The 15,397-nt window shown below is 37.8% G+C and carries 13 protein-coding genes; 2 read left to right on the top strand and 11 right to left on the bottom strand.

Going from position 1 to position 15,397, the window contains the following annotated elements; genetic code table 11:
• Nucleotides 1-161: 161 nt before the first annotated feature.
• The 10 genes from gloB to ACH63V_RS14510 form a co-directional block, all read right to left on the bottom strand.
• Nucleotides 162-893, bottom strand: a complete 732-nt coding sequence (gene gloB, locus ACH63V_RS14465) for a hydroxyacylglutathione hydrolase (protein ID WP_068933226.1) — start codon at nucleotides 891-893, stop codon at nucleotides 162-164.
• 147 nt (nucleotides 894-1,040) lie between these two features.
• Complete coding sequence (locus ACH63V_RS14470; RefSeq protein ID WP_022575478.1) at nucleotides 1,041-1,736, bottom strand: methionine ABC transporter permease; 696 nt, start codon at nucleotides 1,734-1,736, stop codon at nucleotides 1,041-1,043.
• On the bottom strand, nucleotides 1,733-2,758 hold the full coding sequence (locus ACH63V_RS14475; RefSeq protein ID WP_004708029.1) for a methionine ABC transporter ATP-binding protein: 1,026 nt from the start codon (nucleotides 2,756-2,758) through the stop codon (nucleotides 1,733-1,735). Before ACH63V_RS14475 ends, ACH63V_RS14470 begins: the two co-directional genes overlap by 4 nt.
• A 75-nt stretch (nucleotides 2,759-2,833) precedes the next feature.
• Complete coding sequence (locus ACH63V_RS14480) at nucleotides 2,834-3,706, bottom strand: MetQ/NlpA family ABC transporter substrate-binding protein (RefSeq protein ID WP_019458356.1); 873 nt, start codon at nucleotides 3,704-3,706, stop codon at nucleotides 2,834-2,836.
• 472 nt (nucleotides 3,707-4,178) lie between these two features.
• Complete coding sequence (gene purD, locus ACH63V_RS14485; protein ID WP_396463890.1) at nucleotides 4,179-5,465, bottom strand: phosphoribosylamine--glycine ligase; 1,287 nt, start codon at nucleotides 5,463-5,465, stop codon at nucleotides 4,179-4,181.
• Nucleotides 5,466-5,590: 125 nt separating this feature from the next.
• Nucleotides 5,591-7,165, bottom strand: coding sequence for a bifunctional phosphoribosylaminoimidazolecarboxamide formyltransferase/IMP cyclohydrolase (gene purH / locus ACH63V_RS14490; RefSeq protein ID WP_068933232.1), 1,575 nt, complete (start codon nucleotides 7,163-7,165; stop codon nucleotides 5,591-5,593).
• Between the two features lie 88 nt (nucleotides 7,166-7,253).
• Nucleotides 7,254-7,523 carry a DNA-binding transcriptional regulator Fis gene (fis, locus tag ACH63V_RS14495; RefSeq protein WP_001086304.1) on the bottom strand — a complete coding sequence of 90 codons (270 nt, stop codon included), beginning with the start codon at nucleotides 7,521-7,523 and terminating at the stop codon, nucleotides 7,254-7,256.
• Nucleotides 7,524-7,899: 376 nt separating this feature from the next.
• On the bottom strand, nucleotides 7,900-8,742 hold the full coding sequence (locus ACH63V_RS14500; RefSeq protein WP_311069668.1) for a zinc-ribbon and DUF3426 domain-containing protein: 843 nt from the start codon (nucleotides 8,740-8,742) through the stop codon (nucleotides 7,900-7,902).
• A 13-nt stretch (nucleotides 8,743-8,755) separates the two neighbouring features.
• Nucleotides 8,756-9,661 (bottom strand): 50S ribosomal protein L11 methyltransferase, encoded by a 906-nt coding sequence (gene prmA / locus ACH63V_RS14505; protein ID WP_343568217.1) that lies wholly within the window; start codon nucleotides 9,659-9,661, stop codon nucleotides 8,756-8,758.
• A 155-nt stretch (nucleotides 9,662-9,816) separates the two neighbouring features.
• Nucleotides 9,817-10,101 carry a hypothetical protein gene (locus ACH63V_RS14510; RefSeq protein WP_311069670.1) on the bottom strand — a complete coding sequence of 95 codons (285 nt, stop codon included), beginning with the start codon at nucleotides 10,099-10,101 and terminating at the stop codon, nucleotides 9,817-9,819.
• A gap of 232 nt (nucleotides 10,102-10,333) precedes the next feature.
• Here ACH63V_RS14510 and mnmG point away from each other — a divergent pair, with 232 nt between their 5' ends.
• The gene (gene mnmG / locus ACH63V_RS14515; protein WP_200027568.1) at nucleotides 10,334-12,214 is read left to right on the top strand and encodes a tRNA uridine-5-carboxymethylaminomethyl(34) synthesis enzyme MnmG; all 1,881 of its coding nucleotides are present in this window, start codon (nucleotides 10,334-10,336) and stop codon (nucleotides 12,212-12,214) included.
• A gap of 383 nt (nucleotides 12,215-12,597) precedes the next feature.
• On the opposite strand, the gene ACH63V_RS14520 is transcribed toward mnmG, so the two are convergent.
• Nucleotides 12,598-13,605 carry a YafY family protein gene (locus ACH63V_RS14520; RefSeq protein WP_200027567.1) on the bottom strand — a complete coding sequence of 336 codons (1,008 nt, stop codon included), beginning with the start codon at nucleotides 13,603-13,605 and terminating at the stop codon, nucleotides 12,598-12,600.
• A gap of 225 nt (nucleotides 13,606-13,830) precedes the next feature.
• Here ACH63V_RS14520 and ACH63V_RS14525 point away from each other — a divergent pair, with 225 nt between their 5' ends.
• Nucleotides 13,831-15,381 carry a circularly permuted type 2 ATP-grasp protein gene (locus ACH63V_RS14525; protein ID WP_396463893.1) on the top strand — a complete coding sequence of 517 codons (1,551 nt, stop codon included), beginning with the start codon at nucleotides 13,831-13,833 and terminating at the stop codon, nucleotides 15,379-15,381.
• Nucleotides 15,382-15,397: the final 16 nt, after the last annotated feature.

Here is a 15,397-nt window from a genome sequence, read left to right on the forward strand (position 1 = left end):
ATTTTTATGATTATTTTAAAATAAAAAGATTGGGGTAAAATTTGATCAAAATAAGTTAATTTAAAATCAATAAATGTAAAAAATAATTTCATGAAACATGCTTTATTCAAAAAGATACAGTTCTTAAAATGAAACTGTATCTTTCTATAAAGCCCATAAATTTAGAAATTATCTTTTAAACTACGTAAATGAGCGAACTCATCTACACTTTCAGCACGTAAAAATGGATTAGTTGCCAATTCAAGTTCAATACTACTTGGTAGGGTAATTTTACCTTCCGTGCGAAGCTTACGAACTTGTTCTGCACGTTCTTGTAAGGCATGATTTTCAGGTTCTACGCTTAAAGCAAACTCAGCATTAGAAAGTGTATATTCATGCGTGCAATAGACTTTGGTTGTGGTTGGAAGGGCTGCAAGACGATTTAATGAGTGATACATTTGCTCTGCCGTACCTTCAAATAATCGACCACATCCCATTGCAAACAAAGTATCTCCACAAAAGAGCGCATTCAACTCTTCAATAAAATACACAATATGTCCCAGGGTATGACCTGGTGTGGCAATAATCTCTGCCTTTAAATCATTAAATTTTAGATGGTCATCATGTTGAAGGGGATGAGTAATACCGGGAATTTTACTTAATTCATCTCTTGGACCATATACAGTCAGAGTAGAGTTAGCAGTTAAATCTGCAACGCCACCGATATGATCTTTATGCCAATGTGTAAGCCAAATTTGCTTTAAGGTTAAATGATGGTCATTGCAAAATTGAGTGACTAACTCAGCTTCTGTTGGATCAACTGCAACGGCTTCATGAGTTTCAGTATCTTCTAAAATCCAGATATAGTTTTGTAGGGCATTTTGCACATCAATAAAATGAATTCTATAACGCATTGTTTTATCCTGAAACCAAATCCAAAGAGTAACCACTAATTTTGATAATAACAGAAAATGGCATTAAGCCATGCACTCAACTTTTTAATGACAAGAGCTTATAAAAACAAAAAAGCCCCCGTTTAGGGAGCTTTCTATATAAATGACTTAACGAATCTTAGAGAGCCAGTTGCCCAAAGTCTGTACAATTTGGACTAAAAGCAAGAGGATAATGACTGTTAAAATCACAACGCTTGTATCAAAACGTTGATAGCCATAAGAAATGGCTAAGTCACCAATACCACCAGCACCAACTGCACCAGCCATAGCGGTCGCACCAATAAGGCTAATCGTGGCAGTTGTTAAGTTCAAAATAAGAGAACTACGAGCTTCAGGTAAAATAAAGCGTGAAATAATCTGCCAAGGTGTTGCACCCATTGCTTGAGCAGATTCGATAATTCCTTCATTTACTTCAAGTAGGGAAGTTTCAATAAGTCGGCCCATATATGGTCCAACATAAATCGTTAAAGGAACGATTGCCGCCCATGTACCAATCGAAGTACCTACCAAGAACTTGGTGAGAGGAATAACTGCAATAAGCAAAATAATAAATGGGAGAGAACGCAGAGCATTTACAATTGGGTTGAGTAAATGATAAATGAATCTGTTTGGTAAGATCCCTTCTGGGCGAGTTACAAGCAGAATAATGCCTTGGATGAAGCCCCAAATACCACCAAATATAAGCGCAAAGAACACCATATTAAAGGTTTCTTGTAAGGCAGTTACAAACTGGTCCATAGAAAGGGAACTGTGCCAGAAAGGCTGAGTAAGTTCAGTTAACCATTGTACGATTAAATCTCTCATACTTGATCTCCTGATTGAACTACGCTCACTTCATTTTTCTCTAAAAACTCAATCGCTTGACTGATCAACTGCGGGTCACCTAAAAGCTGTACAAACATTTGACCAATCACTGTGCCATTAATTTCAGTCATATTGGCAAATAAGATATTTAAACTAATATCATATTGTTTAATAAGTGACTGAATCACAGGTTCTTGAGCCGAACGTCCTAAGAATTGTAGGCAATAAATGCTGTGGTGATGTTGATTTTCTAATTGATTTAGAATGTTAACTGGCAACTGTTGATGTAAAACAGTTTGTATAAAGTTTTTAGTTGTTGGATGCTGAGGATTACTAAAAATATCAATAGTTGAGCCTTGCTCAATCACTTTACCAGCTTCCATAACTGCAACATGGTCACAAATAGATTCAATGACATCCATTTCATGAGTAACCATAACGATAGTAATTTTCTGTTCTTGATTGATTTTCTTTAAAAGCTCTAGAACTGATTGAGTAGTTTGCGGATCTAGTGCAGATGTGGCTTCATCGCATAATAAAATTTTAGGATGATTTGCCAAAGCACGAGCAATACCAACACGTTGCTTTTGACCGCCAGAGAGTTCATCTGGATAGGCATCTTTTTTATGCTTAAGATCAATAAACTCTAATAATTCGTTTAAACGCTTTTCACGTTCTGCTTTTTTATAATTTAGCAGACGCATTGGCATTTCGATATTTTCAGCAACTGTTTTGGTTTGAAGCAAATTGAAATGCTGAAAAATCATACCAATATTTGCACGCTCCTGACGTAATGAACGTGCATCTAAAGCAGTGAAGTCCTTTTGATTAATAATAATCTGACCTTCATTTGGTCGTTCAAGTAAATTAATCAGGCGAATTAAAGTACTTTTACCTGCACCACTATAGCCAATAATGCCGAAAATACTGCCCTCTGGAATCTCTAAATTGATTTGATCGAGTGCGCGTATGGTTTGGCTTTTGAGCTGATAGTGCTTTGAAATGTTTTTAAATTGAATCATATCGTCAGAAACTATGCTTGAAAGAAAAAACAGGCAAAGATAATTTGCCTGTTTCACGTTTGGGCTATTATATTACTATTTAGCTTCTGAGAGATAGCTGATTGGTTTGTCTACGTCAACTTTTGTTCCACCAAAGTGTTCTTCAATGTATTTTTTAACAGCTGCAGTGTGGTAAAGCTTACCAACTTTTTGCAAGACAGGATCATTTTTACGTGATTCAGCAGTTGCTAGAACGTTGACACTAAGTTTTGAGATTTGATCAATAGGTTCATAGAACATAGAATCTTTGAGTACGTTTAAGCCTCCCTCGAGTGCTATGGTATTATTTAATACAACTGCATCAAATTCATTTTTAAGACGTAATGCAGTTTCCATTTTGATTGGTTTGATGTTGATCTTTTTAGGATTTTCGATAACATCAATTGGACTGCCCTGAATAGGATTATAGTCAGCTTTAAGCTTGATTAAGCCAGCAGTTTGTAACAAGAGTAGCGCACGAGATTCGCTGGCAGCATCATCCGGGATTGAAATAATTGCACCTTCAGGAAGTTCTTCAATTTTTTTGTATTTACTTGAATAAATCCCCATTGGCTCAATATAAGTGGTAGAAACCGCTGCAATCTTATCCGGGTTTGAATTATTAAATACAGTAAGATAAGAATAAGCTTGGAATGCGTTCAAATCTACTTCTTTATTTGCAACTGCTGTATTCATTGAAACGGAGTCTGAGAAGTTTTTTACTTCTAACTTCAGTCCAGCAGCTTGGGTTTCAGGTAAAGATGCGATATAACGCCAAATGTCAGCATCCGAACCTGTAGAGGCAATTACTACCTTTTGTACTTTGGAACTATCATTGTTTTGTTCGGCTTGTTGAGCATTTTCTTGTTTGCTACATGCTGTCAATAATACTACTGACATGCTTAAAAAAAGGCTGATCAGCTTTTTCATTTAAAAAAGTCCTGATTAAGATATAGAACAATAACGATTGATCTATATCAATATGAAAAGAGAGGAGTTGGAATTACAACTAGTCTAAACTCTGTGATCTTTTTCTGGGGTTCCATAATTTGCTTGCATATTTTGGCTATAACAGAGGGTAATTGTTTAATAAACAAAAACTGTTTCCCCAAACAGTTCATCCCCAACAGTAGCCAAACGAGCATTCATAAATTTAGAATATTAAAAAACTCTCTACAGGCATAATTTGTAGAGCAAGTCTTTATGGAAATTATTAAAACAGCAGTGTCTGATGACAGTTACAACTATGTACTAATGATAGCAATAAAAATGTAGTTGATATAGAGGGCTTTTTTCTATTTGTTGATATCTTAATAAATCTTATAAAAATTTATATCATTTTCTTTTATTGGTGTACAAAATAAAAAAGCTCCCTAAATAGGAAGCTTTTTTTTGCTAACTTTTATTCAGCTTTTTCACGTGCAATCGCGCGGTAACCGATGTCACTACGGTATTGCATACCTGTGAAAGTTACTTGGCCGCATACTTCTAAAGCATTAATTTGTGCTTCAAGAACGCTGTCACCTAAAGCAGTTACGCAAAGTACACGTCCACCAGAAGTCACAATGTGGCCATCTTCACGAGTTGCAGTACCTGCATGGAAGATTTTAGTATCTTCAGGTGATTGGCCGATACCAGAAATCACATCGCCTTTACGTACGCTATCTGGGTATCCTTCTGCTGCAAGTACAACACCGATTGACTTACGCTCATCCCACTCAGCTTCTTTTGGTAAATTACCTGCAATACCTGCTTCAACCAAATCAACAAGAGATGACTTTAAGCGCATCATGATTGGTTGAGTTTCAGGGTCACCAAAACGGCAGTTAAATTCAATTACACGTGGTTGACCTTGCTCATCAATCATTAAACCAGCATATAAGAAACCAGTGTAAACATGTCCATCAGCCGCCATACCATCAACAGTTGGACGCATAATTTCAGTCATTACGCGCTCAAAAACATCTGGAGTTACAACTGGGGCAGGAGAGTAGGCACCCATTCCGCCTGTGTTTGGACCTTGGTCACCTTCAAAAATACGTTTGTGATCTTGTGAAGTTGCCATTGGTAAAATATTTTTGCCATCAATCATACAAATGAAAGAAGCTTCTTCACCAGCAAGGAACTGTTCAATTACAACACGCGAACCAGCATCACCAAACTTATTACCTGCAAGCATGTCATCAATCGCTGCAAAAGCCTCTTCGTTGGTCATTGCAACGATTACGCCTTTACCAGCAGCAAGGCCGTCAGCTTTAATAACGATTGGTGCACCATTTTTTTCAACGTAAGCTTTCGCTGCATCAACTTCAGTAAATACATCGTAAAAAGCAGTTGGAATGTTATGGCGTTTTAAAAAATGCTTAGCAAATGCTTTTGAGCCTTCAAGTTGTGCTGCATATTGAGTCGGACCCCAAATTTTTACATCAGCTTCACGTGCAGCATCTACTACACCATTTACTAATGGTGCTTCTGGACCAACAACAACGAGTTCAACATTATTTTCTTTAGCAAAAGCAATAATTGCTGGGTTGTCTAAAATATCAAGTTGAACGTTAACGCATTTTTCTTCAGTTGCAGTTCCAGCATTACCAGGTGCAACAAAAACTTGAGTCACTTTGGTATCTTGCGCGATTTTCCATGCTAAAGCATGCTCACGACCACCACTACCTAAAACTAAAATATTCATTTTTAATTTGTTCCTTAACTTTAATCCTTTTTCATCCCCCTCTATTTCTCGAAGTGGAGAGATAGTTCCATTATTGTGGAAAACCCTCCTGAATAAAAGGAGGGTTAGGGAGGACTAAATTTAAATTAGTGGCGGAAATGGCGCATACCAGTGAAGACCATTGCAATACCAGCTTCATCAGCTGCTGCAATGACTTCTTCATCACGCATAGAACCACCTGGTTGAATAATGCATTTAATGCCAGCTTTAGCCGCATTATCAATACCGTCACGGAACGGGAAGAATGCATCAGATGCCATAACAGCGCCTTCAACAACCAAACCAGCATGTTCTGCTTTAATTGCAGCAATACGCGCTGAGTTAACACGGCTCATTTGACCCGCGCCTACACCAATAGTTTGACGGTTTTTTGCATAAACAATAGCGTTTGATTTTACATATTTCGCAACTTTCCATGCGAAAATAAGGTCATCAATTTCTTGTTCAGTTGGAGCAATTTTAGTAACAACTTTAAGATCATCTTTAGTGATCATGCCCAAGTCTTGGTCTTGAACAAGTAAGCCACCGTTAACGCGTTTATAGTCAAGTTGTGGAGCACGTGCATCAATTGCAGGTAATTCGCCACATACTAAAACACGAACATTTTTCTTCGCACCAGTTACTTCAAGTACGCCATCAGCAATGCTTGGAGCAATAATAACTTCAACGAATTGACGATCAACAATTGCTTGAGCAGTTGCAACATCTAACTCTCGGTTAAATGCAATAATGCCACCGAAAGCAGATTCTGGATCTGTTGCATAAGCTAAATCATAAGCAGCTTTAATGCCGTCTAAAGAAACCGCAACACCACAAGGGTTAGCATGTTTTACGATTACACAAGCTGGTTTAGCAAATGATTTAACACATTCAAGTGCAGCATCTGTGTCAGCAATGTTGTTATAAGACAATTCTTTGCCTTGTAATTGTTTTGCTGTAGAAACAGAAGCTTCTTTTGCGTTTGCTTCAACATAGAAAGCAGCAGATTGGTGTGGGTTTTCACCGTAACGTAAATCTTGTGCTTTGTTTAATTGAGTGTTGAACGTACGAGGGAATAAATCAGCTTCACCTTCGGTCTTACCAACGCGAGCGCCTAAGTAAGAAGCAATCATGCCATCATATTGAGCTGTATGTTCAAATGCTTTAACAGCTAAATCGAAGCGTGTTTCATAAGAAAGTGAACCAGCAGCTTTTAATTCGTTAATCACTGTATCGTAATCTGAAGCATTTACAACAATACCCACAGAAGCGTGGTTTTTAGCAGCAGCACGCACCATTGTTGGACCGCCGATGTCGATATTTTCGATCGCATCAGCAAGTGAACAGTTCGGTTTAGCAACTGTAGCTGCAAATGGATAAAGGTTAACTACAACTAGATCGATTGGATCAATGTTGTGTTCTTGCATAACTGCTTCGTCTAGACCACGACGAGCTAAAATGCCGCCATGAATTTTTGGATGTAGTGTTTTTACACGGCCATCCATCATTTCTGGGAAACCAGTATGTTCAGATACTTCAACAACAGCAATGTTATTATCTTTAAGCAACTTATATGTGCCGCCTGTAGATAATAATTCTACCCCTAAAGCTGCAAGGTTTTGAGCAAATTCGACAATTCCTGTTTTGTCTGATACAGAAATCAAAGCACGTTTAATAGTCATGATGTTCAAGTCAACAATTTCAAGTCTACGGATTAAAACCAATTAGAAGCATAAAAAAATGCCCACGACGTCGTGAGCATTTTATCATTTATTCACTCATTAAACCGTGAGCTTTTAACTTTTTGCGTAAAGTGCCGCGGTTTAGTCCAAGAATTTCTGCGGCACGTGTTTGGTTGCCACGAGTATATTCAAGAACTACAGATAAAAGAGGTTTCTCCATTTCTGCTAGCACCATGTCATATACCTGAGATGGTTGCTCACCTTGCAATTGTGCAAAATAATGACGAACTGCGCGATCCACGTGGATGCGAAGAGCAACATCAGATTGTGCAGTAAAAATAGGAGATTTGCTATTCATGCGAGTTAATCCGAAAATCAAATACTAGCTTGGGTAAAGTAGTATATAAATGTGGTCTAAAAATACGGAGTCCTGTTTTAGATCCTAAAACAGTGACTCTAAAACATAAGAACAATTAGCTTGCCATAATTCTTCGTATTGAGTAAAAAATAAGCGTAACAATAGTTAAATATTTGTTACAGCCCCCTCAAAAACAAAAAAAGTTAGGCTATGTGCTTAATGTAGAAAAGCACACATGCTTAACAGTATATTTTTTGAATTGAGAGCGAGGAGTATATGAGTCAAAGCTTTCGTGGCGCGTATCATACCATTGTCTAGGAAAAAGTGAGCAAATTAACTGCATTTTTTTTTAATTTTTTTTCACTTTTTTTACAATTTAGGGGTGGACAATTTCTAATCGATAATTTACTAGGCTTTTTTTGCTTTTATTTAAATCAAATTGAAATCTAAAAGGTGTATTAGTAGGGATGCGTTGAATGCCACGTAAATTCTCAACCAAATATTCCTGCGGTTGAAAAATGATTTCTTCTTGCTCGTCTTCTTTGCCAAAACTTAGTTTTAGATTAGGCAACTCAATACTTTTATTATTTTGATTGATTAGAACACCAGAAAATTGGGTATGTTCTGTATCAACTCTGCGTAGTTTTACCTTTTCTATATAAAGAAGTTGATATTGTTCAGTTGACTTACTGCAGTGCAATATTTGACAGACATAATTAAATGCATGGCTAATAGCAGGACTCTGCTGCATGAGTTTCGGGTTGAACCAGAGAATCTGAAAAGTAAAAACCAAAATCAGTATCAGATTCGCAGAACTCCAAAGTGTATAGTACAACCAGCTATGCTTTTTACCGTTATCTTGTTCAGGTGAAGTTGCTTGTTCAGCTAAGTTGAGGTTGGGGAGTGCATTGATTGGCTCGTTATGGAAGTAATTTAAATTATTTAAATACGTCAAAAGATCAATATTAGAGTTTTCAACTTTTTGATCAAAGATATCTAACACATGTGAATGAGTCATATATCGTGTTTGAATCGAGCCGTCAGCTAAAACAGAGGAATTTGTTGCTTCTGGAAGTTCAACATTAACTAAGTTGGTTAGAGCATTAAAATTTAAATTACATTTAGGGCAACAAACCATGCCCTGAGCAACAGTTAACTGGGTCAGAGAAACTTTATAAACTGTTAAACATTTAGGGCAGCGGGTTTGTTTTTCATTCATGAGTTAAATAGTCTCAATTTATTGTTTTGCGTTTTCCTGATATGCGACACCAGTTTTCTTCGCGCTTTTCGACGTCTAATATATCAAAAAATTCAGAATAAACACCTGAAACATCAGCTACTTGCTCTTCAATTACACCAGCAAGTGCGAACTCACCATCAGATTTAAGTAATTTTGCAAACTCTGGCGCAAGTGCCATTAATGGTCCCGCTAAAATATTTGCCACCAAAACGTCTGCTTGTTGAGGTTTGAATTCTTGATCAAACTCTTCAGGAAGGCCAACATATAGGCGATCTAATACCCCATTAAGTTCAGCATTTTGTTTTGTTGCTAAAACTGCTTGTGGGTCGATATCTGTCGCAAATACTTTTTTAGCGCCTAATAATAAAGCTGCAACACCTAAAATGCCTGAACCACAGCCATAATCAATGACGATCTTATCTTTTACATCGGTTTTACCTAACCATTGTAAGCATAAGAATGTACTTGCATGGTTGCCTGTACCAAAAGCAAGGCCTGGATCAAGTTTAATATTGGTCGCATCTGCTTCTGGTGGTTCTAACCATTCTGGCACGATCCAGAATTTTTCCCCAATTTGAATCGGTTCATAATAATCCATCCATGCACGTTCCCAAACTTGGTCTTCAAGTTCTTCATGACGCATAGGTACATTTGGAAGCTGAGCTTTTAAGAAGGCTTCTAAAGTATCAACATCAATTGGGTCTTGTTCGTCTTGTTGATAGATACCTGTAACAATGACTTTATTCCATAAAGGTGTTTCACCTGGTAATGGTTCAAGTAGAGCCTGATCTTCGGCATCATCCAGAGTTACGCTTACCGCACCTAGAGACATTAATAGTGTTTCTGTGAATTCAACTTGTTCTTGATCAACGGTAATGTGTATTTGTAACCACTTCACGAAAAGGACCTAAAATTTTATTTAAAGGCATATTGTAGCTGACTAGAAGGCTTTAAAAAAGAAAACGGCCCATCTTTAATGGACCGCTTTTGAAAATGATGATCTGGTATAAAAGAAAATAAACTGGTTTCTTTATACCTTAAGTCAAAACTATATTAAGGAGCAGGGGCTTTAAATTGTAATTTACCATTTTCATTTGGTTGGCAAGTACCATTAAAGGTTACCCCATTATGGCTGTAAGACACCCATTCGCCCTGACGTTTTTTAGCACAAGCTCTCAGTTCTTTTTGCGTTACTGATGTACCTGACTCTGCAGCATGCTTAGTTGTTTTAGCAGTATGAGTCGATTTAGCAGTATGATTAGTCGCAGCGTGGGTCAACGTTACGCCTGAAAAACAAAGGAGAGATGCGGTTAAGATTTTTAACATGGTACTTTTCATTTTGTGTTCCTTCTAGTTGCGTTAGTTTTAAAGTCATAGAAGTGCTGTACAATTTTTATTCTAAAATGAAATATTTGAAAAAACATTCACTTTGTATTGAATTCATGCAACAAAATGTCAAAACATGTGGTGTAGCGTAAATCATGTGATGACAATTTTGTAATTATGTACATCAATAAGCAGATAATTTTGCTATAATGTTCCGTCTTTTTTTTCTGGTGTTTTTGTACTCATGCACTATCCTAAAGTTTATGATGTTATCGTTATCGGTGGCGGTCACGCAGGTACGGAAGCGGCACTTGCTGCGGCGCGTATGGGACGACAGACTTTGCTTTTGACCCATAACATTGAGACTTTGGGTCAGATGAGCTGTAACCCAGCAATTGGTGGTATTGGTAAATCACACTTAGTTCGTGAAATTGATGCACTTGGCGGCGCAATGGCTTTGGCTGCCGATAAAGGTGGTATTCAATTCCGTATTTTAAACTCGCGTAAGGGTGCGGCAGTACGTGCAACGCGTGCTCAGGCTGACCGTGTTCGCTATAAAGCTGCGATTCGTGAGACTTTGGAAAACCAAGCAAATCTTGATATTTTCCAACAAGCGGCCGATGACCTGATTGTTGAAGGTGATACTGTTAAGGGTGTTGTTACCCAAATGGGTATTCGCTTTGATGCAAAAACTGTTGTGTTGACTACAGGTACATTCTTGGGTGGTGTTATTCACGTTGGTTTAGAAAAATCAAGTGGTGGTCGTGCAGGAGATCCTCCTTCTATTGCTCTTGCTCAACGTCTGCGTGAATTAAAACTACCAGTAGGTCGTTTAAAAACAGGTACTCCACCGCGTATTGATGCCCGTTCAGTTGATTTCTCTGTTATGACACCACAACCAGGTGACTTCCCGTCTCCAGTGATGTCATTTATGGGGGATGCTTCAATGCACCCTGAACAAGTGAACTGCTATATCACTCACACCAATGAAAAAACGCATGACATTATTCGTGGCGGTTTAGACCGTTCACCAATGTATACAGGTGTCATTGAAGGTGTAGGTCCACGTTACTGCCCTTCAATTGAAGACAAGATTCATCGTTTCTCTGATAAAGACTCGCATCAGGTATTTTTAGAGCCTGAAGGCCTAGATACACATGAGCTTTATCCAAATGGTATTTCGACTTCATTACCATTTGATGTTCAGTTTGAGCTTGTACGTTCAATTCGTGGTATGGAAAATGCTCATATCCTACGTCCGGGTTATGCAATCGAATATGACTATTTCAATCCACAAGCATTGAAATTTACCCTAGAAACCAAAGCAATTAACGGTTTGTATTTTGCTGGGCAAATTAATGGTACTACCGGTTATGAAGAAGCGGGTGCTCAAGGTTTGCTTGCAGGTTTAAATGCTGCACGTCGTGCATGGGAACAAGAAGAATGGACACCTAAACGTGACCAAGCTTATATGGGCGTATTGGTTGATGACTTGATTACTTTGGGTACAAAAGAACCATACCGTATGTTTACTTCACGTGCGGAATACCGTTTGATGTTACGTGAAGACAATGCAGATCAACGTTTAACAACTATTGGTCGTGAGCTTGGTTTGGTTGATGATGTTCGTTGGGCTGCTTATTGTGAAAAAATGGAAGCAGTTGAGCGTGAAACATCGCGTCTACAGCATTTGTGGGCAGCGCCTAATAACCCAATGGGTAAAAAGTTTGTCGAAATGACTGGTGCTGACTTGAGTAAAGAATGTAGTGCAATTGATTTGCTCAAACGTCCTAATATTAATTTTGCTCAAATTGCAGAACTTACGGGTTCAGAAGTTTCAGAACAAGTTGGTGAGCAAATCGAGATCGCTGTTAAATACGAAGGTTATATTAACCGTCAGCATGAAGATGTAGCTCAATTAAAGCGTCTTGAAGAAACTAAAATTCCTGCCGATTTTGACTATGATGTCGTTTCTGGTTTATCTCGTGAAATTACTCAGAAGTTAAAAACTGTTCGTCCGGAAACATTAGCTCAAGCGAGCCGTATTCCTGGTGTTACTCCAGCCGCTGTTCAGCTAGTAATGATCACGATTCGTAAAAATAACATGATGAAAAAAACAGCTTAATCATTTAAGTATATAAAAAAGCCCAGTTAAGACTGGGCTTTTTTATTTTCTGATCAAAAAATATATTAAAACTTCCTAAGGAAGAAAATAGATTTCACTACCTTTTTTTCTTATTTCACATGTTTAAAAGCTAAGGTTATATTGAATTCACGTTCAAACAAGAGGGCTTTAAACATGACAATGAAATCAATTCGCTACAATGGATATGATTTGGCATGCCAATGCTCATGTTCAATATAGCGCAGAAGAAGCAGATCAGTTTTGATGGGGGAGAACATATTGATCTGAAAATAAATAAAAGTATAAATGCCAATATAAAATTAAGAAAATTACAATTCAAAATCTAAAGAGAACCATATGGTTCTCTTTTTTATATCTACTGATTATTTGCTCTCAGTTTCGATTTCTCGTACTGCATTGTGTACTTGAACTGGTTCAATATGGAGCAACTTTTTACCGAAACTTCGTAACCACCAGACGAGTTGAGACGTAAAAGGAACAGTCGCCGTAACTTCGACAATGTTTTCTTCAATTGGAGTAATAGTCTGGTCTTTACTTAACTGACTTTCATAAAAAGTTTTGGCAGTTTGTTCGGTCATGGTTAAGGTGAGTTGAATAGACTCCGTAGGCTGGTTGTAATCTACTCTAAAGCCTAAAGCACCCGAGTCAATATAATGGTCAATATCAAAATTAACGGGATGGAGCGCACGACTTTCTAAAACCTTAGCGGATTTGAAGCGGTGTAGAGCAAAGGTTTGCACTTCAGTTTTGTCGTGTCGGGTGCAAATTAAGTAAATAACAGCACCTTTTTGGACCAGCGCGAGTGGATTTAAAATATAAGTTTTATCTTCACCTTGATTTACGCGTGCCTGATAAACGCATTCAATTTGTTTGTCTTGTAATAAACCTTCATAAATTGCCTGTTGAGCAGCACGGTCGACTACAGGTGGAATGAGTGGTTGGCTTGCTGGCACAATCCGCACACGATTAATCCATTGCCTTACATTATTTTGTGTAGAAAGACTGCGTTTTGCTAAATCAAACCAAGGTCCCATCTCATCAAGTAGGCTTGGTGGGAGCAAATGTTTAAGATGTTCTTCAACCATCATAAAGGTTACAGCTTGAGAACTTGTCATATGCGGTAAGCTTTGAATTGGTGCATCTGATTGCCAACGCCAGCCTTGAGGCACAGCTTTGTTACTTTCAATTGGAAAACGCTGAGCAATTTGATTTAAATCACGCTGAATTGTCCTTAAACTGATTTCAATACCTTCACGCTCAAGCATTTCTTGCAATTCTCGAGTCCCGATCCATTTACCGGTAGGAAGGCGAGATAGAATCTGCCACTGGCGATATAAACTATTTGAAGTTTCTTTTTCTATTACAGACATAAGCGTAATACATCTATATCCAATTGCTTTGGTGTCAACACAATAAAAAAACTTTACACATTTAGCAAGTTTGTCAGATTCGGTTTATAGCTACTTTTACAATCAATGCTAAAATTTAGAAGAAAGTTATAACAAAGAAAGCCAATAAGCATTATAGATATATAAGTGGCACTGAAATTGCTTATTTAAAAATGAAATATAGATAAATGATAAGACGAGGTTGCTATGTCAGAACAAGAGAAAGACCTACAAGCCGATATTGATTATTTTTTACAAGAGCAGGCGACCAAGGCATTACTTAACCAAACTTCGTTTATAGAAAATCTTTCGGTACAGACGAACTTATTTGAACAGCTAAAATCGCAGTTTTTTAACGAAATGCTAGATGATGTGACATCTAACGGTGCCGCTTCTAAAAAAATTGAGCAATGGTTGAGCATTCGCACTTTAGATGAGCTTAAACAGTTAAATACGGAGGCCAAACAACATTTTCTCTATCACGGTATTACATTTAATGTGTACGGTGATAAAGAGGGTGCAGAGCGAACAATTCCTTTTGACTTAATTCCAAGAGTAATCGAAAAAAAACAATGGGAGAAAATAGCCGCTGGCTGTGCACAGCGAGTGAAAGCTTTAAATTACTTTTTAGATGATATTTATCATGGGCAGCATATTTTAAAGGAACAGTTAATTCCAGAAAGTCAGATTATTTGTCATGAAGCTTTTCAGCCACATATGCTCAAACATACGCTTAAAGGTAAAATTTATTCTCAAATTAGTGGGATAGATATTATTCGTGACGGTGAAGGGGAGTTTTTCGTACTGGAAGATAATTTAAGAACACCTTCTGGCGTATCGTATATGATTGAAAGTAGAAATATTAGCCAGAAACTTATGCCAGAGCTTTGTGCTGCTAATAATTTACAAGGAATTGAACACTACCCAAGCTTATTAAAAGAAATACTTCAAGAAAATTCAGATGTTGATCGCCCTTTTATTGTGGTTTTAACCCCAGGGCGATTTAACAGTGCTTATTATGAACATGCCTTTTTAGCACGTGAAATGGATGTGCCACTGGTCAATAATCGAGATTTATTCGTAGAAAATGATCAAGTTTTTGTAAAAACGATTCGGGGACGTCAAAAAGTTGATGTGATTTATCGCCGTTTAGATGATGATTTTTTAGATCCGCTTGCGTTTAGACCTGATAGTGCGTTAGGTGTAGCGGGCCTAATGTCTGCTTATTTACAGAAAAATGTAGTGATTGCTAACGCACCTGGTACTGGAGTAGCTGACGATAAGTCGATTTATCCATATGTTGACCAGATGATTCAATATTATTTGGGGGAAACACCAATTCTGAAAAATGTACCCACTTATCAGTGCCGTGAAAAAGAACATTTAGACTATGTGCTAGCCCATCTAGATCAATTAGTGATTAAGGAAGCTCAAGGGTCTGGTGGCTATGGCATGTTAATTGGTCCTAAGGCGAGCTCATGTGAAATTGATGAATTTAGACAAAAACTGATTGCTACACCTCACGAATATATTGCACAGCCAACTTTAGCTTTATCTGTTGCACCGACTTTAACAACATCAGGAGTGGCTGAGCGCCACATCGACCTACGCCCGTTTGTATTGAGTTCTCCATATCGCACAGAAATTGTGCCCGGAGGCTTAACCCGAGTTGCCATGCAGGCAGGATCTTTAGTCGTAAACTCCTCACAAGGGGGAGGTATTAAAGATACATGGGTCGTTGAAACGCTACATTCCTAATGGCTGGTTAAAGAGG

It is taken from the genome of Acinetobacter sp. ABJ-A23_2, from assembly GCF_044538765.1.
Classification (GTDB): domain Bacteria; phylum Pseudomonadota; class Gammaproteobacteria; order Pseudomonadales; family Moraxellaceae; genus Acinetobacter; species Acinetobacter nosocomialis_A.